This window comes from Thermococcus sp. 9N3 (assembly GCF_012027685.1).
Classification (GTDB): Archaea; Methanobacteriota_B; Thermococci; order Thermococcales; family Thermococcaceae; genus Thermococcus; species Thermococcus nautili.
Window position 1 is genome coordinate 15493 of sequence record NZ_SNUV01000002.1, and the last position, 18967, is coordinate 34459.

General features: G+C 56.6%; 23 protein-coding genes. 12 read left to right on the plus strand and 11 right to left on the minus strand.

Features of this window, described 5'->3' with window-relative positions; genetic code table 11:
* Window positions 1–35: 35 nt before the first annotated feature.
* Together E3E30_RS07050 and E3E30_RS07055 are read left to right on the plus strand one after the other, a co-directional pair.
* Window positions 36–683: a DUF432 domain-containing protein gene (locus E3E30_RS07050; RefSeq protein ID WP_042692523.1), complete on the plus strand. Its 648-nt coding sequence runs from the start codon at window positions 36–38 to the stop codon at window positions 681–683.
* Entirely contained in the window at window positions 680–1723 is a 1044-nt protein-coding gene (locus E3E30_RS07055; protein WP_167729359.1) for a mechanosensitive ion channel family protein, read from the plus strand. Before E3E30_RS07050 ends, E3E30_RS07055 begins: the two co-directional genes overlap by 4 nt.
* On the opposite strand, the gene E3E30_RS07060 is transcribed toward E3E30_RS07055, so the two are convergent.
* From E3E30_RS07060 to dph2, 5 genes are all read right to left on the minus strand, one after another.
* Entirely contained in the window at window positions 1709–3313 is a 1605-nt protein-coding gene (locus E3E30_RS07060; RefSeq protein WP_167729048.1) for a hypothetical protein, read from the minus strand. The two genes, E3E30_RS07055 and E3E30_RS07060, sit on opposite strands and share 15 nt — an antisense overlap.
* A gap of 26 nt (window positions 3314–3339) precedes the next feature.
* Window positions 3340–4662 (minus strand): RsmB/NOP family class I SAM-dependent RNA methyltransferase, encoded by a 1323-nt coding sequence (locus E3E30_RS07065; RefSeq protein WP_167729049.1) that lies wholly within the window; start codon window positions 4660–4662, stop codon window positions 3340–3342.
* Window positions 4662–5582 (minus strand): hypothetical protein, encoded by a 921-nt coding sequence (locus tag E3E30_RS07070; protein ID WP_042692511.1) that lies wholly within the window; start codon window positions 5580–5582, stop codon window positions 4662–4664. The genes E3E30_RS07065 and E3E30_RS07070 overlap by 1 nt, the downstream gene beginning before the upstream one ends.
* Before the next feature lie 77 nt (window positions 5583–5659).
* Window positions 5660–6271: an METTL5 family protein gene (locus tag E3E30_RS07075; protein ID WP_167729050.1), complete on the minus strand. Its 612-nt coding sequence runs from the start codon at window positions 6269–6271 to the stop codon at window positions 5660–5662.
* Window positions 6268–7302, minus strand: a complete 1035-nt coding sequence (gene dph2 / locus E3E30_RS07080; protein ID WP_167729051.1) for a diphthamide biosynthesis enzyme Dph2 — start codon at window positions 7300–7302, stop codon at window positions 6268–6270. The genes E3E30_RS07075 and dph2 overlap by 4 nt, the downstream gene beginning before the upstream one ends.
* Window positions 7303–7507: 205 nt before the next feature.
* On the opposite strand from dph2, the gene E3E30_RS07085 reads away from it, so the two are divergent.
* The 7 genes from E3E30_RS07085 to E3E30_RS07115 all read left to right on the plus strand — a co-directional run bounded on the left by E3E30_RS07085 (window position 7508) and on the right by E3E30_RS07115 (window position 12197).
* The gene (locus tag E3E30_RS07085) at window positions 7508–8095 is read left to right on the plus strand and encodes a YiiX/YebB-like N1pC/P60 family cysteine hydrolase (RefSeq protein WP_042692504.1); all 588 of its coding nucleotides are present in this window, start codon (window positions 7508–7510) and stop codon (window positions 8093–8095) included.
* Between the two features lie 137 nt (window positions 8096–8232).
* On the plus strand, window positions 8233–8847 hold the full coding sequence (locus tag E3E30_RS07090; protein ID WP_042692501.1) for a YiiX/YebB-like N1pC/P60 family cysteine hydrolase: 615 nt from the start codon (window positions 8233–8235) through the stop codon (window positions 8845–8847).
* A gap of 91 nt (window positions 8848–8938) precedes the next feature.
* Window positions 8939–9259: a heavy metal-binding domain-containing protein gene (locus tag E3E30_RS07095; protein ID WP_167729052.1), complete on the plus strand. Its 321-nt coding sequence runs from the start codon at window positions 8939–8941 to the stop codon at window positions 9257–9259.
* The gene (locus E3E30_RS07100; protein WP_167729053.1) at window positions 9259–10245 is read left to right on the plus strand and encodes a DUF3887 domain-containing protein; all 987 of its coding nucleotides are present in this window, start codon (window positions 9259–9261) and stop codon (window positions 10243–10245) included. Before E3E30_RS07095 ends, E3E30_RS07100 begins: the two co-directional genes overlap by 1 nt.
* Window positions 10246–10286: 41 nt before the next feature.
* A complete protein-coding gene (locus E3E30_RS07105; RefSeq protein WP_042692493.1) occupies window positions 10287–10646 on the plus strand; it encodes a PadR family transcriptional regulator in 360 nt (119 codons plus the stop codon).
* A complete protein-coding gene (locus E3E30_RS07110) occupies window positions 10643–11467 on the plus strand; it encodes a DUF1648 domain-containing protein (protein ID WP_167729054.1) in 825 nt (274 codons plus the stop codon). The genes E3E30_RS07105 and E3E30_RS07110 overlap by 4 nt, the downstream gene beginning before the upstream one ends.
* On the plus strand, window positions 11454–12197 hold the full coding sequence (locus E3E30_RS07115) for an SdpI family protein (protein WP_206205117.1): 744 nt from the start codon (window positions 11454–11456) through the stop codon (window positions 12195–12197). Before E3E30_RS07110 ends, E3E30_RS07115 begins: the two co-directional genes overlap by 14 nt.
* On the opposite strand, the gene E3E30_RS07120 is transcribed toward E3E30_RS07115, so the two are convergent.
* Genes E3E30_RS07120 through E3E30_RS07135 form a run of 4 tightly spaced genes read right to left on the minus strand, consistent with a single transcriptional unit; the run spans window position 12194 to window position 14156 of the window.
* The gene (locus tag E3E30_RS07120) at window positions 12194–12586 is read right to left on the minus strand and encodes a hypothetical protein (RefSeq protein ID WP_167729055.1); all 393 of its coding nucleotides are present in this window, start codon (window positions 12584–12586) and stop codon (window positions 12194–12196) included. The two genes, E3E30_RS07115 and E3E30_RS07120, sit on opposite strands and share 4 nt — an antisense overlap.
* Window positions 12570–13277: a hypothetical protein gene (locus E3E30_RS07125; protein ID WP_167729056.1), complete on the minus strand. Its 708-nt coding sequence runs from the start codon at window positions 13275–13277 to the stop codon at window positions 12570–12572. The genes E3E30_RS07120 and E3E30_RS07125 overlap by 17 nt, the downstream gene beginning before the upstream one ends.
* The gene (locus E3E30_RS07130) at window positions 13226–13519 is read right to left on the minus strand and encodes a hypothetical protein (RefSeq protein ID WP_167729057.1); all 294 of its coding nucleotides are present in this window, start codon (window positions 13517–13519) and stop codon (window positions 13226–13228) included. The genes E3E30_RS07125 and E3E30_RS07130 overlap by 52 nt, the downstream gene beginning before the upstream one ends.
* Window positions 13500–14156, minus strand: a complete 657-nt coding sequence (locus E3E30_RS07135) for a hypothetical protein (RefSeq protein ID WP_167729058.1) — start codon at window positions 14154–14156, stop codon at window positions 13500–13502. The genes E3E30_RS07130 and E3E30_RS07135 overlap by 20 nt, the downstream gene beginning before the upstream one ends.
* A 92-nt stretch (window positions 14157–14248) precedes the next feature.
* On the opposite strand from E3E30_RS07135, the gene E3E30_RS07140 reads away from it, so the two are divergent.
* On the plus strand, window positions 14249–15013 hold the full coding sequence (locus E3E30_RS07140) for a class I SAM-dependent methyltransferase (RefSeq protein ID WP_167729059.1): 765 nt from the start codon (window positions 14249–14251) through the stop codon (window positions 15011–15013).
* On the opposite strand, the gene E3E30_RS07145 is transcribed toward E3E30_RS07140, so the two are convergent.
* Complete coding sequence (locus tag E3E30_RS07145; protein ID WP_167729060.1) at window positions 15001–15795, minus strand: nitrilase; 795 nt, start codon at window positions 15793–15795, stop codon at window positions 15001–15003. The genes E3E30_RS07140 and E3E30_RS07145 overlap by 13 nt on opposite strands.
* 470 nt (window positions 15796–16265) lie before the next feature.
* On the opposite strand from E3E30_RS07145, the gene E3E30_RS07150 reads away from it, so the two are divergent.
* Window positions 16266–16913, plus strand: coding sequence for a metallophosphoesterase (locus tag E3E30_RS07150; protein WP_167729061.1), 648 nt, complete (start codon window positions 16266–16268; stop codon window positions 16911–16913).
* 64 nt (window positions 16914–16977) lie between these two features.
* Window positions 16978–17304, plus strand: coding sequence for a transcriptional regulator (locus tag E3E30_RS07155; RefSeq protein ID WP_042692462.1), 327 nt, complete (start codon window positions 16978–16980; stop codon window positions 17302–17304).
* Here E3E30_RS07155 and E3E30_RS07160 read toward each other — a convergent pair.
* On the minus strand, window positions 17291–18961 hold the full coding sequence (locus E3E30_RS07160) for a DUF4910 domain-containing protein (RefSeq protein WP_167729361.1): 1671 nt from the start codon (window positions 18959–18961) through the stop codon (window positions 17291–17293). The two genes, E3E30_RS07155 and E3E30_RS07160, sit on opposite strands and share 14 nt — an antisense overlap.
* Window positions 18962–18967: the final 6 nt, after the last annotated feature.

Below are 18967 nucleotides of genomic sequence, written 5' to 3' on the forward strand. Positions count from 1 at the left end.
GAAACTTTAAATTTTTGGGCCCCCTATTTTTCAGCATGAAAACCTTCGGCGAGCACGAGCTCAGAACGCAGTTCATCCACGTCGGCGAGCGGAAGATTCACGTCGTTGAGAACCCGGACGGGACGTTCACGTACCGGCGGGACGACCTCAGGGTTAAAATCCTCGGTGGAAAGTACCTCTCGGTTCTCCCCGCCCCAGCCGAGGGTTACGGTGTCAAGTTCCTCATGGTGAAGTTGAGGGAGAGACTAGCGGTGCCCCCTGGGGAAACCGTTCACGGCTACCTGAGCGCTCCCGTGGACGTTGTTGTAAAAGCCGGAAACGCACCCATAGACCGCTTCATCGTCGGAAGGGAGAAGTACGCGCTCTACGGCGAGCATTCCATTGGAATAATCGCGAGGTACCACGTCAGCTGTTTCCACGAGAAGGAACCTGATTCCCTCGGTGTAATCAAGCTCGCCGTTAGAAACCCCACGAAGGAGTGGAAGCTTGTCGAGAGGGTTGTAATCCCGATAAGGAACAGCGTCATGTTCTACTCGGACGAGAAAGCATACTACCCCCTCATCATACTCACGACGAAGGAACCCTACGAGGTCAACAACACTGGGAATCCGCCGGACGGAAGGCTAAAGGCCACCCACCGGGCCGAGCCCCTACCTAACTTCAGGATGAGGTGGTGGCCATGAACACAACGGCGACTCTGCCGATTCCGTTCGTTCCGGGAATCACACTCGAGAGCCTGCTCAAGGCAGTTGTAACTCTCGTGGTTCTTACGTTCCTGGGGGAAGTGACGAAGAAGGCCATAATCCGCGCCTCCAAGGAGACCGACTTGACTTGGATACTCAACGAGGACACGGCCGAGCTCATCTTCAGGCTCTTCGTTCTTGGGGGAATAATCGGAGCCCTCTACGCCCTTGGAGTTATGAAATACACCCTCGGCCCCACAACGATAGGAAACCTGACCTTTGCCGTTGGTTTCTTCTACATCTCCTACCTGATAGCCAAGAAGTCCAAGGACTACCTGCTCCAGACGAAGAGGGGCCCAGAGGATATAATAAAGGCCAAGCTCTTCTACTACCTCTTCATTACTGTTGCGTTCTTCCTCTCCCTTAGCTTCGCAGGCGTCATGGGAGAGCTCGGGGCGCTGCTCGCGGCGGCTGGAATAACGGGCATAGTCCTCGGTTTTTCATCGAGAACCGTGGTCGCGAACTTCGTCTCGGGAATATTCATGTACTTTGACAAACCCCTCCAGATAGGGGACGCGGTTCAGGTCGGCGACGTCCAGGGCGTTGTCGAGGACATAAGAATTCTCTCGACGAGAATAAGAACGTGGGACGGAACACTCGTCAGGATTCCGAATGAAGCCCTCTTCAACAGCAATATAGTCAACCTCCAGAGGTATCCCGTGAGGAGAGTAGATGTAAGCGTCGGCATAGCGTACGCCGAGGACGCGGGAAGGGCCATAGAGGTCATACTTAAGACCCTCGATGAAATGCCCCTCGTCCTTGCTGAGCCGGAGCCAAAGGTTTACGTCGAGAGCCTCGGCGACAGCTCGGTGGTTTTGAGGGTCTGGGCGTGGGCGCCGAGCGAGAGGTGGTTCGACGTCAGGACAGAGGTCGTGAGGAGAATCAAGGAGGCCCTTGACAGGGAGGGAATAGAGATACCGTTCCCGCAGAGGGTCAACTGGTTTGCCAACGAACTCAGGGTGAAGTTAGAGGACGAGTGAGCGCTCCTTTTCCGCTATGTTTTCCAGAACCCGGAGCGCAATCGGCGCGAGTTCTGTTCTCTTTATCTCCTTCAGGAGGGGAACGAACTGCGCGAAGAGAACCGCGTCTTCCCTCGGAACCGTTCTCGTCATGGCCTCGAGAGTTAGAAGAACCTCGAATGGATACTCCTTGAGCAGGGCCCTCAGGAGCGGGAGCACTCTTCCGGCGAGTTCCCCATCCCAGCGCCTGGAGAAGTAGTAACTGAGGAATGTCAGCGCTCCCGGAACCGCTTTCTGCCTCTCGAGCAGCCCTATGACGGAACTCACTATTTTGGCACGGTAAGGGGCCCTCAGCGCCAGCCTCGCAAGGATTCTCGCAGACCTGTCCCTTGCCCACCTGTTTTCGGAGGCGAGAACACCGAGCAGGGGTTCTACCGCGGGCTCTAATGCCACGAGCCCCTTCTCAGGGAGCTCCTTCGCGAGCCTGTGGAGCTCCCACAGGGCGTCCATCTTCTCCTCGATGCTCCCGGAGAGGGAATCCACGAGCTCGGCCACGCGCTCAAAGGGAACGCGGGTTTCTGGCTTCTCCGGCGGTTCCGGCTTCTTTTTCCGCACGGCCCCCCACGAGGACGAACCACCGCCCGGCCCTGAACCCCTCAGGTGCTCTACATACTTAGGCCCCAGAACAACGGAGCCCCCGCGGGAAGGTAGTTTTGAAAATCCCCTTGGAACGTCCTCCCCAACCTCAAGGGCGAGCTCCATCGCCTCGTCAACCTTACCCTCAGCCAGGAGCTCAGCTATGGTTCTCATGGCCTCGCCGGGTCTTGAAGAGTAATACAGGGTGAGGAGCTTCTTAACCCGAAACGCCAGGTCCCTCACCTTGCTCCTGACCCCGGGAACAGGTGAGCGGTGGGAAACAACCTCAAGGGCCCGGAGGAGCTCCCAGTACTTGCCAACGTTTTCCTCACTCGGGGGGACAAGAACCTCCGAGAGGAGGTTGAGGGTGAAATCCTGGAGGGGGACGTCCTCCCCGAGCAGGGCCTCGTCAATCTCATCCAGCAGGAGCGAGAGAACCCGCGAGTCCCCAACGCTCATGTTGGCGAGCAGTCTGAGACCCATTGCCCGGAGCCTCGGGTTGCCGGAGGAGAGCAGGGCCATTGCCCTTGAGCGGGCCAGGGGAGATGCCTTCGCGGGCCTCAGCCGTTCAAGAACTGGGGGAATTTCCAGTAAAACCACCTCGTTTCTTTTGGAGCGTACTAGGGAAACAAGGGCATCAACGACTTCAACGTAGTCCCTTTCCTCTGGATGAACCAGCGAGAACAGAACCGCGAGAAGCCGAAGCGCCTCGATGGCAACTTCATCGGTGTCCTTCAAAAGACTAAGAACGGTTCTGAGGTTCCTGAGGACGGAAAGGGTGTACCTCGGTTCCGGCTTGCGCCGGAGGATTTCCCTTAGCGCTATGAGCGCACGCCTCCTGACGCGGTCGTCACCATCGCGCAGGAGAACCATGAGCGAAGAAAATGCCCCCTCGTTCGAGACCGCCAGCTCCACCACGTTTGAGGTTCTCCACGCGAGGAGCATCTCACGCAAAACGTCGCGGTAGTCCATCATGGTAGTCCTTACGACGAACCCCTATATTAGGCTTTCTCAATCAGCGCGTAGAAGAAGCCTATCGTCCCGTGCCTGTGGGGCCAGGCCCTTATAGTGCCGGGCAGGAAGCCCTCATCGTAGGGCCCGCCGAGCGGAACGAGTCTCGCGTCGTCGTGCCTCGAAAGGAACCACCTCACGACCTCCTCGTTCTCCTCCGGGAGCATAGAGCAGGTTGAGTAGAGCAACCTCCCGCCGGGCTTCAAAAGCCTCCACGCGCTTTCAAGCAACTCCTTCTGAAGCGCAACGACCTTCGGTATGTTCTTCTCGCGAAGGCGCCACCTCAGCTCGGGGTTCTTAGCGATGGTTCCGTCGCTCGTGCACGGTGCGTCTAATAGAACCCTGTCGGCAACTTCCTCGCCCAAAACTTCCGGGGCCTTCCTGCCGTCGAGCTTCCTGACCTCGGCAATCTCAACGCCGGCCCACTTCAGAATTTGCCCCATGCGCTTAATCCTCTCGGAATCGACGTCGAAGGCGTAGATTTTTCCCTCGTTCCCCATGAGCTCGGCCATGTGGGCGGTCTTTCCGCCGGGGGCCGCGGCCAAATCAACAACCGTCTCCCCTGGTTCGGGGGAGAGTATCAGGGAAGCGACGGCAGATGCCTCTTCCTGGGGTAACGCGAGACCCTTCTCCATCAGCTTTCCGGGGTTGAAGGGGTCCAGAACGCGGATTACCGTTTCAACGCGCTCGCTCCTCTCGAAGCGGAGGTTTTTCCTCCTCAGGTAATCCTCAACGTCTTCAACGCTCGCCTTAAGGCGATTGACGCGAAGACTAACCGGAAGGGTCTCGTTGAGGGCTTTCAGGAGTTCCTCTGCTTCATCCCCCAGAAGCCCGCGCATCTTCGCTATGAACCACTCGGGAAAGAGGTACTCCCACTTAAGCCTCTTCTCCTCGGAGTCGAGCTTTGGGACGTAGTTTATGATTCTCGGCAGTAGCTCGTAGTAGTAATAGCCCACATACGGGTGCGTTTTGCCCGAGAGGAACTTGGCGAGGCCCTTGAGGTGCTGAAGGGTTTTCTCGTTAGGGTTCCTGAAGACCGCGACCTCAACCGCAACCCTGAGCGCCGCCCTCAGCCAGGGGTCGAGAATTAGGGGAGAAACTCCTACGAGCTCCTCGATTACCTCGTCTATCAACCCGAGCCTCCGTTGAATCGAGTAGAAGATTCCGGTCAGCTTGGAGTTCTCCCAGCCCTCGATTTTGTAGCGCGAGAAGGCCTTCCTCTTGGCGCTTTGACTCGGCTTGATTACCTCGCCGAGCTTCACCGCTTCAATGAGTGCGTAGAGCTGTCTATCTGAGAGCTTGAGCTTTGGCATCAGAGCCTACCTCTGTTTCCGTAGGCCTCCCAGGGTGCAGTTGGGATTGTCCCTATAGCGGAGGAAATCATGTAGGCCTCATCCACGAGCCCAAGGCGCATGAGCTCCTCGACGACCCTCTGGGCCTCCCTCGGCCTGACGCGGTAGTAGCGAACCAGGGTTTCCCTGAGCCTGTCGAAGACCTCAACGGCCCTGGCCTTCCTAATCTGGTCGTCGCAGTCAACTATAGTCTTCCTGAGCGCAGGGAGGAGCTCCTTTATGAGGACGTCCATCGAGTACACCGGCGGGAGCTTCGAAATCTTCATTGATGCCACCAGGCCGGCGTCGACGAGCCTCGGCTCCCCGCTCAGCAGTGCCCCAGCAACCCTTTCAACGAGGGTGACCCAGCAGTCCTTGTCTATGGCGCCGGTCTCAAGGAGGACCATTGCCACTATTATCGCTTCTCCCGCCGTCCCAGACTTGAGGAGGGCCCTTAACTCGCCGGCAATCCCGTCGTCTATGTACGGCGCCATGACGTTGTCAACAACGTTGAGGAGTTCGTCCCACACAACGGCGTTCTTCGTCTCGGCCAGACCCGTTATTGCCCTCACGAGCTTGAGCAACCTGGCACCGTTGAGCGGATTGTTCTTGAGGAGCGCTGAGAGTATGGCGAGCGTCCTCCAGAGAACGCGCGGGTCATCGGTTGAGAGAGCATCAACGAGGGCATCAAAACCAAACTCAAGAATCCTCTTCCTCTCGCGCCAGTTGGAGGTCTGAACGAGTTCCAGAAGGGCTGAAAGTGATGCGAGCTTAACGTCAGGGTCATCTGACTCAACGGCCCGCAGAATCTCAATCAGAGCCTCGTCGCTCTCCCTCGCGAGCCTGATTAAATCCCTCATCTCCCATTTTTTGAGCAGGGAATCCAGCTTACCCCGGGGCATTCACGTCACCGACCTTGATTATATCACTTAGATTATGGTCTGAACCAAATATATTTTTTTCGGCGAAAGTCTTGGGTTTAAGGGGAATACCTTTCGAAGAGGTACAAGTCAACGAGAATCCTCTCCAGTCTCTTCCGGTGGAAAAAGAACTGAGCCGGAATCTCGAAGGGAACGGTCGCCAGCCGAATCAAGGTAAACCCGCCCTCGGCAGAGAACTTTTCGATGAAGTTCCTTACCTCGGGCTTCGCGAGATGGATTGAGTAAACCCTATCGGCGACCTCAAAGGCCTTGAGCAGGAACGGCCGGTCCGCGCCCTTCCTCTGGCTCCCGAAGGGAGGGTTCATCACAACGGTGTCAACCTTCTCCCCGAACTCAGAGACGTCGGCGTTTATGAACTCGACCTCGACACCGGCCCGTTCGGCGTTTCTCCTCGCGACTTCGAGGGCTTTCTCATCAACCTCGACGGCGTAGACCTTCTCCGCGCCCAGAAGCTTTGCCCCTATCGCGAGAACGCCGGTTCCGGTGCCGAGGTCGGCAACGACCTTTCCAGCGATGTCTCCAGCTGAGTAGGCCAGCCACAGCAGTTCAGCCGCGACGTTTCCGGGAGTTCTGTACTGCTCCAGCTCTGGTTTCGGCTCGGGGAAGCCCTCAAGCTTTGAGAGAAGCATTGCGAGGTGCTTCTTCTTCATCCCCTCACCCCGTGAACCGCTATGCCGAGGGGCTCGTCCTCCCCCCGCTCAACTCCAGGTATCTCATCGAACTCGTAGTCCTCGCGAAGACCGAGGAGGAGCTCCACTTCCCTCGGCGTCAGAACAGGCTTGCGCCAGTTCTCGTAGTCGTCTATCGGAACCCTCGGACAGGCAACGACGACGTACGCATCAAAGGGAAAGCCCTCAAGCTTCGAATAGCTTATGTGGTCCATCGCTATGAGCCTCGCTTCTCTACCGTGCTCGCGGAGGAGCTCAACTACCCGCCTGGCCTCCGCTAAGCGGAGCTGCCCCTTCTTAGTGCTCACCACGACTCCAAAGCTCTTCGCATCCATAGCCTTGGCTATCTGGGCCCACCGCTTTCTTACCAGGCGCTCCGCCTCTTCGTCCATCCAGAGCGCGTCGCCGGAGTAGGGGTTTATCGCCAGGGTCGGCTTCTTGACCGCCAGCGCAACGCCAAGCGGGTGGAAGTAGCCGGCCCCGATGAAGAGAACGCCGTCTGCCTCGACCTTCGCGCTGGAGAAGTTGCACCCGAGCACCTGCCCAGGCCAGCTCACCCTCGAGTCGCCTTTCCCAATGAGCACTTCGAATCCGTTTCTCTCCAAAAATTCCCGCGCCTCATCGAGCCTGTGAACGTGCTGGGCGGTGGTTACGAGCGCTATTCTCTTTCCAAGCTTCCGAATCTCCTCAATGTTCTTTTCAAGGGCGGGAACGAGTTCGACCTTCGCGAAGGCCGGGACAAAGATTGTCGGCACCTCAAGGTTCAGGCGCATGTAGCTGTGCCCGAGGTGGATTAAGGCGTCGCAGCCGAGCCTTTTGGCATCGGAATCGGCGGGGTCGCAGGCCCCGTAGTTTATCTCGCCGTGCAGGATGACGGCTAAACCGTTCTCCTCAAGGAAGCGAGCGAGCTCTTCGGCTTCCCGTCTCAGCCCTTCGGGGGACTGTATGAGAACGCATCTCGCACCGAGTTTTCTCAGCTCCTTCAGTATCTCGCCGTGCGGAACCTCGTGCATTCGACCACCTTGGGGTAATACTCGAAGGGGGTTTAAATGGGCATCGCAATGATTCGCTCCCCATGAATGGACATCCACCCCGTGGACGTAAGAGTGCAACCTCTTGGTGAACAAGTTCATGCATTGTATAACAACAGTGGGCAACCAAAATCTTTATTAGTCATTAATGTCCAAGTTTTTCTCACAATCTCGAGGTGGTGGTCAAATGAGGAAGATAGGTGCAATACTGGGGCTCCTGTTTTTGACTGCGATGTTGAACCCGGTAGCGGCTTCGGGAAGCAAGGGCGACGCCGACTACTGGCATCCATACCCGGGGAACGTTATCCCCGGCGACATAGTTATCGGCCACAACCCCAACAGCGACCCGTTCATCCCCGGGTACTGGACCCACACGGGAATGATAGCATACTTCGACTACAGCGCCAATGACTGGGTCGTTGTTGAGGCCTGGGACGACCCGAGCGCCGTTAGGCTTGTTTACCTCTCGGACTTCCTCAGAAGGTACGATACCGTTGCCGTCCTCCGCGTGGCAACCTCGGACTACGTGAGGCAGAACGCGGTGTACTTCGCGCTTCAGCAGCTTGGAAAGCCCTACGACTGGGGCTGGTGGACGAAGGAGGTTTACGGGGACAGCTACTACTGCTCCGAACTGGTCTGGGCAGCTTACATAGCTGCAGGAGGGCCCGACATTGACGCCAATCCGGGCTGGACATGGACGTACCTCAACGGTGTGGCTCCCCAGGAGGTCTACGATGATTCGGACACCTATGTCGTTTACTATCACTCAGACTGACGAAACATCTTCTTTCAACTTTTCAGGTTCTTCCCAACGTTTTTGAGCCCCGGAACTGGAAAACCGTACGAAACGACGACATAATTTTATTAAAACCTCGGTACCCAGTACAGACGCAACAATCAGGAGGTGGTCGAATGAAGAGGGCTGGAATAATGGCCCTGGCGGTTCTGGTTCTCTTCGCCAGCCTGCCAGCGGCCAGTGCCGGAGACCTTGTGAACTACATATGGAACACCAAGACCTACGAGCACCCGTACCCAACGGACGTGAAGCCCGGAGACCTCGTGTACGGCCACAACCCGGACCTTTTCAACGCCCTGATTCCCGGCTACTGGGTTCATGTTGCTATAGTGGCATGGTACAACGAGAGCATAAACGACTGGATGGTTATCGAGGCTAAAATCGGAAAGGGAGTCATAATAACTCCCCTCAGGGTTTTCCTCAGCAGGTACCAAACCGTTGCCCTCCAGAGGGTCAGAGTTGACGACTCTATAAGGGAGAAGGCGGTCGCCTTTGCCTACCAGCAGCTTGGAAAGCCCTACAACTACGACTACTTCAGCAAGCCGAAGGTCTACGACGACAAATACTACTGCTCCCAGCTCGTCTGGGCGGCTTATCTCGTCGCCAGCAACTTCCAGGTCAACCTCGACGAGAACGACGGGGCCTGGAGCTGGAAGTACTTCTACGCTGTCGCCCCCCAGGAGGTTTACGACGACCCCATGACCTACACCATCTACTACGACGAGGCCTGAATGGCCATTCCCTTCTTTTTCTTCCGGCGCAAGGTTTTTATGTTCTTGAGCTCAACTATACCTCGAAGTTCGATGCATCGAGGTGATTGGTATGATTGTTGTAACTACCGAAACCGTTCCAGGATATCGGATTGTGGAGGTCAAGGGAATAGCGAGGGGCGGCGTAGTTATGGCCACCCACCTGGGCAGGGACATCTTGGCGGGGCTGAGAAACCTCGTTGGAGGCGAAGTCAAGGAATACACCGAGATGATGGCCCAGGCAAGAGAGATAGCCCTGCAGAGACTCATTCAGAGCGCGGAGGAAATGGGCGCAAACGCGATAGTTGGGATGCGCTTCATGACCTCTAACGTCGGTCAAAGGATGGCCGAGGTCTACGCCTTTGGAACGGCCGTTGTGATAGAGCCGGAGTGATGCTTATGAAGCGCCTTCTGGCGGTTCTCGTTTTTCTGCTTTTCCTTGGCTACGTCTCGGCGCTGACGCCGCAGGAGGCCATGATGGAAGCCTGGAAGACTGGGAACTACTCCCTGGTTGAGCCGTACCTCAGCGGGGACATGAGGAAGGCCTTCACCGAAAAGACGTTCAGTACAATCCGGGAAGGAATGGTGAAGGAATACGGACCGGTTAAAGGCTACGAGCTTGAGAAAACTGAGGAAAAGGGCGGTTATCAAATCTACTACTACCGCGTCATAGCCGAGAAAGGCAACTACACGGTGAGCGTGACGGTAAAGGATGGAAAAGTTGAAGGCTTCCACTTTGCCCCCAAATTCAACCCCGAGAAGGCCCTCTACCCGCTTCTCGGCGGACTGCTCGGTTTACTGCTCCTCTGGGCCTACCTAAGGAAATTCCATGCTGGGGAGCTCATCCTTGGAGCCGTCCTTATACTCCCGGTGCTGGTCGTCCAGCCCCCTCTGCAAATGCTTCCCGGATACGCGGGGATAAGCAACGCGGTGCTTGCCGTCCTCTGGAGCGGCCTGATTGCGGGTCTGGTTCAGGAACCGCTCAAGTACTACTTCTCCCGCGACAAGACCCTCGGAAGGGCAGTTTACATCGGGGCCGGCTTTGGTCTCGGTGAAGCCATCTACGTGGCAACAATCTCAGCCCTCTTCGGCGGCTCTCTCCTGGGCCTCTTCGAAAGGACCCTCGCGCTCCTCTTCCATGCCTCAACGACGGCCCTCTTCGCATACTCCTACAGAAACGGCTGGGGTGGAAAGGCCCTGCTCGCGATGGTGCTCGTCCACTGGCTAACGGACAGCATAGCGGCCTACTGGCACGTTAATCCCTCGACCGCTGTCCTTGTTGCAGGATACGCGGTGATGCTCCTCACGGCCCTGGCGATACTCCCGAAACTCCTCCCGCTGGCAAGGACTGAAAGCGAGGAGCCAGAAGTAAGGTGGTGAACCTTTTTATTTTTCCTCCAATCTCCCGAGGGGGCAGTAAGTTGCTCGGCGGCGGTAAGGAAAAGGCCCTGCGGAAGCTCAAAAAGGACCTGCGCTCCGGACTTTACTCCTACTTAGTCCTCTCGCTCCTTGAGAAGGAGGGCGAGCTTCACGGCTACGCTATAAGGAAAAAGCTCGGCGAGCTGAGCGACGGCAAACTCGTCCCGAGCGAAGGTGCCCTCTACGACATTTTGAAGAGCCTGAAGAAGTACAAGCTCGTTGAGGACTTCTGGGTGGAGGTGGGCGGAAGGCCGAGAAAGTACTACCGCCTCACAGACCTCGGGGGAGAAGTTCTGCTGGAGCTGAGGGAGGAGGTAACGAGGATTAAACGAACCCTTGAGAGGCTGGAGGGGTTGGAATGAACGAGAAGGCCTTTGAGGTGTTTGTTTCTCTGAGTTTGCTCCTCGGTGGACTGCTGACCCTTGTCTTTCGAAGAAGGCGCAACGTTCTGATAGGATTTAGGATAGGCTACACCTGGCACTCGGAGAGGGTCTGGGAGAAGGTGAACACCTTCGCGGGAGTTTTTTCAATAGCGTATTCGCTAATCCTGTTCGTTTTGGCGCTCTACGGCATTTCGATGAACGTGTTTATCCTCATAATGGTAGCTTTCGTTGTGTCTGAAGTTCTCCTCGGCTTTTGGATGGCGAGGCGCGAGTACGAGCTCGAAGAGCTCTCCAAGGAGGCCCCCGAAAAGCCCCCTACGGCAGGTGAAAGTGAAGTGAAGAACGAGTTGGGAGAAACGAGTGTAAAGTCTTACCTCCTCCTTCAGCTCGGCTTTTTGACCTTCTACCTTCTGCTGGTTGCCCTCCTGTGGGACAGACTTCCGGAGAGGGTTGCCAGCCACTTCAACACGAGAGGAGAACCGGACAGCTATTCGAGCAGGTTCTGGGGGATGGTTGGCGTTCCGATACTGGCATGGCTTCTTCCGTTAGTTCTCACGATTCCGGCCAAGGAACCGGGATTTTTCGCGAGGGTCACCTTCTACCCGAAGAGCCTGAGGGCGTGGTGCGGATTCACGACGCTCCTGAGCGGCGGAATGGTCTTCGTTTTCACACTCGCCCTTCTCTACAACGCGGGACTCCTCCCGAGCAACGCAATAACCTACGGGGCAATCCTCTTCCTCGGTGTCCTTCTCTTCGCGGTTTACAGACTCCTTACGGTGAGGCCGGATGAACGGATATGAGCTCCTAAGAATCCTCTATGGGCTGTTCCTTGGCATTTTCCTTATAATCGCGGGAGTCCTGACTTTCACGTCCAAGGGCGAGCCAGGGATAGGCTTCAGGATAGGCTACACCTACCTCTCGGAGCGGGCGCGGAGAAAAGCCAACCGCGTTTCCGGAATTGGAACAATTCTGACGGGATTGGCGCTCGTCATTCTCTCGCCTTTCTTCCCGATGCCCTGGCTCATGGCCGTTGTAGCCCTCGGCCTCGGCGTAACCGTCCTGCTCGCTTACCTCGTGGCAAAGCGCGAGTACGAACTTGAGGAGCTCTCCAAAGAGGCATCGGAGAAACCCGGGAGGAGGATAGAACCCCCGAGGGTCGGAAAGTACCTCATCCTTCAGCTCATGTTCGCCGGCGTTTCCTTCACGCTCATTCTCACAGGGGAAGTCCCGAGGGACCCGGGGATTCTCCTGGTCGCCAGCATCCAGCTCTTCCTCCTTGCGCTTACTGTTCTCGTTTCCCGGCCCCTCGTCTTCCAGCTCGCTCCCAAGTTCAAGGGGAAGATGGCGCTCGGCTTCGCGAGGGCGATGACGGTGGTATCGGCGATGGTAGCGCTTCAGCTGGCAGTTGCTGCATTAAAGCCCGGGACGAGCCCGCTCCTCGTAGTCCTCATGCTCCTCGTCTCTCTGGGCGCGGTATTCTACGCGGCCTTCGTCTCCCTAACGAGCGCCTACGAGGAGGGTTACTATTAGCTCTCAAGGGCATTGATTAGCTTCTTCGGCTCGGGTTCGTCAACGATTCCCAGCTCGACCGCGTGCTTCAGGATGTAGTCCGGGAAATCCTCCCCAAAGACAGCCCTGACCCCCTTTCCCGGAAGGTAGAAGGCGTAAACGCGTACGTTCTTCCCGGCGCACCGGCCCCTCGCGACCATGAAGCCCTTCTCCGCGTTGACCCTGGCGATTTCCCACGAGAAGACCTCGGCCAGGCCAAAGAAGGCCTCGAAGAGCTTCACCCGGGCGTCCTTCAGGGCCTTGTTGACGGCCTGCCTTGAAACCCCGAGTTCCCCCGCTATATCCACCTCGCGCATACCCCTGGCCTTCATGAGCCAGACTCGCTCCATCGCCTCAGGGAGCCGGAACATTCGAACCACCGCTTACTAGCATTTTGAGGCTTTCCATGAACTCCCTTATTTCGCTTTCGTTGAGAGAGGAGACGAAGTAAGTGCCAGTTTCCGTTACAATGACGACAGTCCTTTCCCTGAAGTCCGTGAGGTAGAAGAACCCTATCACGATGGTCACGAGAACGTAGAGGGGGTAATCCTCAACCCCAACCCACCGAGCCAAGCCAGACATTATGATACCAAGGGCGAAGATTGTAAGCACGCACCACCTCTTGGCTTTCTTGGGGAACAGAAACGGTAGGAGTGTCATGAGCCCCCAGTACACCCACCCGAACCACACGAAAGACCAGCGGGGGTCGATAATAAATCCGAGTGTTCCCACACCAATCCAGAGGAGCGTTAGGGGAATAGCGGGCTTGGAGTATCTCAGTGGAAGAACGCCCTCAGCCCTTTCAAGGTCAACGACCTCTATAATCTCCTCCGGGGCTATTTCAACCCGGAACAAAGTAACGGGCCACCCGATTTCAAGAACCAGCCTCTTTCCATCGACCTTCACCCGTCTACCGAAAAGCAGGGTCGGCAGGCTGAGCCAGAAGAGAGCTCCCGCTAGGGTTGCGAGAGTTTCAATCCCGGTCAGCAGTGAGCAGAGATACAGTCCCCCTATGGCCCCCGCGAGTAGCCACTCACTCCAATGTCCGCCAAAGTGGACCATACAATCACCTCGTCAACCTCATCGAGAGGGACTTCCTTCCTCGAAAGCGGAACAGGCCGGCCAATCCTCACAACTATCCGGCCATGCTCGATTCTGGCATCGCTGGTCATGGACAGGTAAACCACGAGCCAGAAGGCGAGCGCCATGAGCGCCCAGCCGACGTTATCACCCAAGAGGAAGGAGACCGCAAGCAGGATGAATGGAAGGAGCATCACGGGGTGGTCAATCATCCTGAGGGGCATTGGCCAGCACCCCCACCAACCTTCTGGAGTCACCGCAGAGGAGCAGATAGCTCCTTCTTCCCGCCCGTATCACAACGCCGTCCCTCAGGAGCAGGTTCATGAGCGAGAGTGTTCCAGTACCCCAGACGAAGAGCATCGCGGGAAGGGCTTCTCTGTTAACGAGAACAAAGGGAAGCGACACCAGGAGGGGAACGAGAAGCGAGAGACCAAGCCTTTCCTTCAGCACTTTCAGCGGGAAGATTAACATCTCGGAGTACATGGCTATCCAGTAGAGGAGAGCGGGAAGAAGCATGGAAACCTCTGCCCCTCTCTTCAAAAGAATCAGCAGACTCAGGACGAGGAAGAAGGGCTCCAGAATCAGGGGAGTCATCCACTTAACCAGCCTCCCCCGCTCAAGCTCGCTCAGGCAGAGGATTTCGTCAACGTCAGAGACACGGATTTTGAAGAGGGCGTACCTCAAAACCAGACTCCCGTCGATTACGACGTCCCTCCCGGTGGAGGCGATTACGAGAACAACCCCGGCGAGGAACGCAGTTCCAGATTCTGTCAGAAGGGAGACAGCTATCAAGAGCCACCCGACCACCCTCAGGGCCAGCGGTTTTCCGGCCGATGGAAACGGAAAGCAGTCGAGCTTCATACCACCACCCTGTCAACTTATGTAAGTTGACAAAGCTCTTAAGCCTTTCGATGGGTTTAAAACCATCCGCGAGAACGTTCAACGGTGGGACGATGGAGGAGCTCTACCGCTATTTGAGAACCTTCATGGACCCCAAGAGCGAGGCCGCTCAAAACCGCTTCATCGGACTGCGCTCCTTCTTCAACTGGGCCGTCAAGGAGGGCCTGTTCCCCGAGAGGAGGAAGCTTAGAATCCTTGACCTCTGCGCCGGAACGGGTATAGCCGGTGGAGCACTCTATGAGACGCTCCGAGAGTGGGGCTACGAGGCTTCCCTGACGGTCGTTGACAAGAGGAAAGAGGATTTGCTCCTCGTCGAGGAGTGGGTGAGCGGGGAGGTTTACGGAGCCGTTATGGACTGCCTCGACGATTTGAGAAGGCTCGGGAAGTTCGATATAGCCCTAATCTTTGGATACACGATGCCCCACTTCGACCCGTTTCAAACGGCCGAACTCTTCAGGAACGTCGCGAGGGTTCTCGAAGGCGACGGGGTCTTCCTGCTTGAAGAGATGGACCGCTTTGGGACGTTCTTCTACAGGAGAGCCTACCGCGAGATTGTGCCGGAAGTTCGGGGCGAGGACTACACGGTAATTTCGCTTGATGAAGGCTACAACCCGATGAGGGGCGTTATCAGGAGGGGCTACTACAAGTTGCCGGGCTGGGAGAGGATTGGAGAAATCGAGACGCGCTACTGGGATTTAGCTGGCTTAGCCGGCATCGGTAAGGCCCTCTTCGAGGAGGCCAGGATAATAAGGAAAGGCGAGCACGGCGTTGTGAACGTCGGCGATATAATTTACCTTGGAAAGCCTTACAGGACGTAATACTGTGGCCGTCTGTCCTTGAAGACCTCGTTGAGCTCGTTCAGCCTCTTGTCCCTCGCCAGCTCAAGCTCTATCTCAACGACGGCAACCTCCTCCCTATCCTCGCTTCCCATCGCCAGAACCTCGGCCTTTGGTGAGGCTATCGTGCTCTTGCCGATGAACTTCAAGCCCCGCTCCTCGCCGATTCTATTGGCCGTTATCGTGTAAACGCGGTTCTCCAGGGCCCTAATAGGCATTGCCCTCGGGGCGTAGGGCATGACGAGGTTGCTCGGGTGCGCTATTACCTCAGCTCCCTTCAGGGCGAGCGTTCTGGCGGATTCGGGGAAGAACCAGTCGAAGCATATCATCACCCCGACCTTCGCGACCCCGATGTTGAAGACGTGGAAGCCGAGGTTCCCGGGCCTGAAGAAGAGCTTCTCGCGGTTGAAGAGGTGAACCTTCCGGTATTTCCCGATGTAGCCCCAGCCGACGGGCCCAACCACAACCGCCGAGTTGTAGAGGTTCCCGCGCTCGTCCTTTTCGGCCGTTCCCGCAACTATGAAGACTTCATTCTCCCTTGCGAGCTCGACGAGGAACTCGGTCGTCGGCCCGTCGGGAATCTCGCCGGCGACTTCAGCAACCTCGCTTTTACTCTCGAAGTTGTAGCCGGTGTCGAAGAGCTCGGGCAGAACGACGAGCTTTGCTCCCTCCTTAACAGCCTCGCCGATGAGCTTCTCGGCCTTAGAGTAGTTCTTTTCGGGGTCGAGGAAAGCCGGCTCCATCTGGACGTAGGCGACCTTCATGATACCACCCCATAAAGTTCGCCCCGGAATAGATAAGCTTAGCGGAGGCGGAAACGAAGCGTGTCCGCGACGGTTATGGGCCGAACTTTTTATAACCCATGCAAAAACAACTCGTTTGCCAAATGCGATAGTCTCAACAACGCAAAGCTAAAATATCCGGTGAAGCAACTTTAAAAACCTGAACAAAGGAAATAAAATCGAGAAAAATACCGCGAACCGAAAGGAGTTTCTGAACCGCTCACGCCCCGATTGGAGGGCCGAGAGGGCTTCTCGACCCGATGGGAAAAGCTTAAAAAGGGACTCCCGGAGCTAACCCCGGAGAGAAACTCAGGGGTGATGCTCATGAAGAGACGCCCAAGGAAGTGGAAGAAGAAGGGAAGGATGAGGTGGAAGTGGATTAAGAAGAGGATTAGGCGCCTCAAGAGGCAGCGCAGGAAGGAGCGCGGGCTCATCTGAAGCCCGGTGATTTTATGTCTCCTTTTTCCGACTTTGAGAGTTTATCCCTTTTGCTCGACACCTCCCTCGGAAGAACCCTTCTGATAGCTGACCCGCATATAGGCTTCGAGCTTTCCCGGGGATTGAGGATTAGAACGGGCTTTGAGGAAAGTCTGGCTCGGTTCATCGTGGAAAGCGGTGCCGACGCTTTGATAATCCTCGGCGACGTGAAAGAACCACTCGGCCTGAGCTTCCGCCTGAAGGAAATGCTCCTGCGCTTCTTCTCGGCGCTGAAGGACGTCAGAATAATCGTGACCAAGGGCAATCACGACGGAAGAATCGAAGAGGTAACCGGGAAGTTCCCCAACGTCGAGGTTCGAGAGCACTTACTGCTCGACGGGAAGCTCTTCCTCCACGGCCACACGAGACTGCCAAAGATAGAGTTCGAGGAGGCCTTCCTCGGCCACGCGCATCCCGCTTACACCCTGAAGTCCGGCGGTGTTGCGAGGAAGGTGAAGGTCTTCGCGAGGGTTAATGAATTCCTCGTCCTCCCGACGGTCAATCCATACATTGAGGGCTTCGACGTGAGGGAAGGAATTAAACTCGTCCCGTTCCTCAGGAAAGTGAGGGAGATTGAGCTCTTCCTCCCTGAGGGCCTCTACCTCGGGAGGCTAGAACTTTAGGAAAACCCTTATTAAGACCTATGCACAAAGAACTTCATAGGTGAGAACATTAGTGGTGAGAGAGATGAGCGACGTCTACGAGAGGCTCGAAACCCTGCTCCGCTCCCTGGGAGTCAAGAAAACCGAGCTCAGAATCTACCGCCTGCTCCTGGAGAAGAAGAGACCGATGCGCGTTACTGAGATAGTCAAGGAGCTCGGCATAAGCGAGCGCTCCGTTCGGGAGCACGTCCTCAGCCTTTACCGCAGGGGAATGCTCAGGAGGGAGCTAATACAGCAGGGATGGCTCGGCTACACCTACACCGCCGTTTCCCCGAGCGAGCTCCTTGAGAACCTCAAGAGGCACATCCTTGAGAGGATAAACGAAATAGAGAAGGAGCTCAGGAAAGAGTGACGATTTTCGCTCCCTCGAGAACGCCGACGAGTCTTTCAAGCTTTTCTTTATCCGCTCTGCCGTACTCCTCCTCAAGGGCTTTGAAGGCCCTCTCCTTCGGCAGCAGCTCCGAGAGCATGAGCAGTTCGTGAAGCTGGGCGTAGACCTTCCTGTCCTCTGTGAGCTTCTTGAACTCCTCGGCGTTGCCACCGTTCCGCCTAATCAGCCTCTCGTTGAGGATTCCCCTGAGCTTCCACTCGAGCCAAGGTTCGCTCTCAAACTCATAACCGAGCTCAAAGCCGAGGAACTTTGAATCCCTCGCGAGGCCCCTCATTACGAGTCTCTCGCTCTCCTCCGTCTCAGTGTTCATTGAAACCTCTCCGAGGACCTTCATGGCGTAGCCCCTCGCGAAGCGCCTCAGCTTCTCCCTGTCCTCCGTTGCCAGCGTAAGGGCAGTAACGAGAACCGCGTTTCCGATTATCGCGATTGTCTCAAGGCCCACCTTCTCAACGGTGTCCCCGCTCGAGTGATAAACCCTGTCGGGCCAAGTTATCGGCATCGTCCCAGGAACGCCGAAGAAGTTGAAGATGTCGTGGTCGCTCCCCATCTCGTAGGGGTAAGCTTTAAAGGCCATCGCCGGGAGCTCGCTTCCCGAGAAGCTCTTTCCTTTTCTGTTGGTCAGCCCGATGAAGTGTTCGAGCAGGCCGGAAACAATGGAGAAGCGTGAGAATGGCGTTCTGACGAGCATCAGCGTTGAGCCGCTCCTGTCGGAACTTCCCGCAACCATGTCGAGGTTTACGTTGGCGTAGAATTCCTCAGGGTTCACCCTTTCAAAGAAGGCCTGCGTGCCGTGGTACTCGGGAATCCAGAGGAAGGCGAAGCCGAAGCGGAAGGAGTCATTGTAGGCCTCGCTGAGCTTCCTCGCGAGTTCTATGAGCATCGCGCTCCCGCTCGCGTTGTCGTTGGCCCCGGGCTTGGGGTGGCAGATGTGGGCCGAGAAGACGATGTATGGGGCTTCTCCGATTGTAGCGTAGAGCATCGGGAGGTCTTCCCTCTCTGGGGTTTCCACCTGGACGGAAACGCTTACCTCAAGGCCACCCTTGAGAGATTTTGAAATCATATCCTTTGCCACGCTCTCAGGAACTGCCAGCGCGGGAATCTTCGCCCACTCAAGGTCGTCCTCCGTCAGAAACAGGCCGATGTAGGGATAGAACTCACCCGTGCCCTCGCGGTAGGCTATGAAGGCCTTGGCGCCGGCCTCGTTGGCCCTTTTATAGGCGTCTCTCCAGTTCCTGCCGACCAGGACGATTTTCCCCTCGGCCTTCTCCCAGTCCTCGTCGCGGAAAACCGGCAGGAGCTCGGCCTTGGCCTCTCCATCGGGTGAGTGGGCCATTATAAGGAGAGGGCTTTCCTCCGTCGTCAGCTTCCTCTCGCCGTAGGACAGCTCCCCGCGAACGGGGTTCCAAGCTATCGGCGAGGCCAGCGTCCCGTGCCAGGTTTTTCCGTCGTAGGTGGAACGTAAAAGCCTGTTCTCAACGCCGAGCCCATCGAGCCTCTCTTTAATCATCTCGACGCTCTCAACGAGCTCCCGCGAGCCCTGAATCCTGTGAAACTCCGCTATCTCAGAAATCTCCTTCAGAACGCGCTCCGGGCTGAGCCGGACGTCGGACAACTTCATGAAGAC

Coding starts and splice junctions, on each gene's coding strand:
- dph2 (WP_167729051.1), bottom strand. CDS start 7,302: ATGCACGAGGTTCCGCACGGCGAGATACTGAAGGAGCTGAGAAAACTC.
- E3E30_RS07065 (WP_167729049.1), bottom strand. CDS start 4,662: ATGCCAAAGCTCAAGCTCTCAGATAGACAGCTCTACGCACTCATTGAA.
- E3E30_RS07140 (WP_167729059.1), top strand. CDS start 14,249: ATGGAGGAGCTCTACCGCTATTTGAGAACCTTCATGGACCCCAAGAGC.
- E3E30_RS07125 (WP_167729056.1), bottom strand. CDS start 13,277: ATGGTCCACTTTGGCGGACATTGGAGTGAGTGGCTACTCGCGGGGGCC.
- E3E30_RS07160 (WP_167729361.1), bottom strand. CDS start 18,961: ATGAAGTTGTCCGACGTCCGGCTCAGCCCGGAGCGCGTTCTGAAGGAG.
- E3E30_RS07090 (WP_042692501.1), top strand. CDS start 8,233: ATGAAGAGGGCTGGAATAATGGCCCTGGCGGTTCTGGTTCTCTTCGCC.
- E3E30_RS07115 (WP_206205117.1), top strand. CDS start 11,454: ATGAACGGATATGAGCTCCTAAGAATCCTCTATGGGCTGTTCCTTGGC.
- E3E30_RS07130 (WP_167729057.1), bottom strand. CDS start 13,519: ATGCCCCTCAGGATGATTGACCACCCCGTGATGCTCCTTCCATTCATC.
- E3E30_RS07100 (WP_167729053.1), top strand. CDS start 9,259: ATGCTTATGAAGCGCCTTCTGGCGGTTCTCGTTTTTCTGCTTTTCCTT.
- E3E30_RS07135 (WP_167729058.1), bottom strand. CDS start 14,156: ATGAAGCTCGACTGCTTTCCGTTTCCATCGGCCGGAAAACCGCTGGCC.
- E3E30_RS07120 (WP_167729055.1), bottom strand. CDS start 12,586: ATGTTCCGGCTCCCTGAGGCGATGGAGCGAGTCTGGCTCATGAAGGCC.
- E3E30_RS07085 (WP_042692504.1), top strand. CDS start 7,508: ATGAGGAAGATAGGTGCAATACTGGGGCTCCTGTTTTTGACTGCGATG.
- E3E30_RS07055 (WP_167729359.1), top strand. CDS start 680: ATGAACACAACGGCGACTCTGCCGATTCCGTTCGTTCCGGGAATCACA.
- E3E30_RS07060 (WP_167729048.1), bottom strand. CDS start 3,313: ATGATGGACTACCGCGACGTTTTGCGTGAGATGCTCCTCGCGTGGAGA.
- E3E30_RS07095 (WP_167729052.1), top strand. CDS start 8,939: ATGATTGTTGTAACTACCGAAACCGTTCCAGGATATCGGATTGTGGAG.
- E3E30_RS07070 (WP_042692511.1), bottom strand. CDS start 5,582: ATGCCCCGGGGTAAGCTGGATTCCCTGCTCAAAAAATGGGAGATGAGG.
- E3E30_RS07150 (WP_167729061.1), top strand. CDS start 16,266: ATGTCTCCTTTTTCCGACTTTGAGAGTTTATCCCTTTTGCTCGACACC.
- E3E30_RS07155 (WP_042692462.1), top strand. CDS start 16,978: ATGAGCGACGTCTACGAGAGGCTCGAAACCCTGCTCCGCTCCCTGGGA.
- E3E30_RS07050 (WP_042692523.1), top strand. CDS start 36: ATGAAAACCTTCGGCGAGCACGAGCTCAGAACGCAGTTCATCCACGTC.
- E3E30_RS07110 (WP_167729054.1), top strand. CDS start 10,643: ATGAACGAGAAGGCCTTTGAGGTGTTTGTTTCTCTGAGTTTGCTCCTC.
- E3E30_RS07145 (WP_167729060.1), bottom strand. CDS start 15,795: ATGAAGGTCGCCTACGTCCAGATGGAGCCGGCTTTCCTCGACCCCGAA.
- E3E30_RS07075 (WP_167729050.1), bottom strand. CDS start 6,271: ATGAAGAAGAAGCACCTCGCAATGCTTCTCTCAAAGCTTGAGGGCTTC.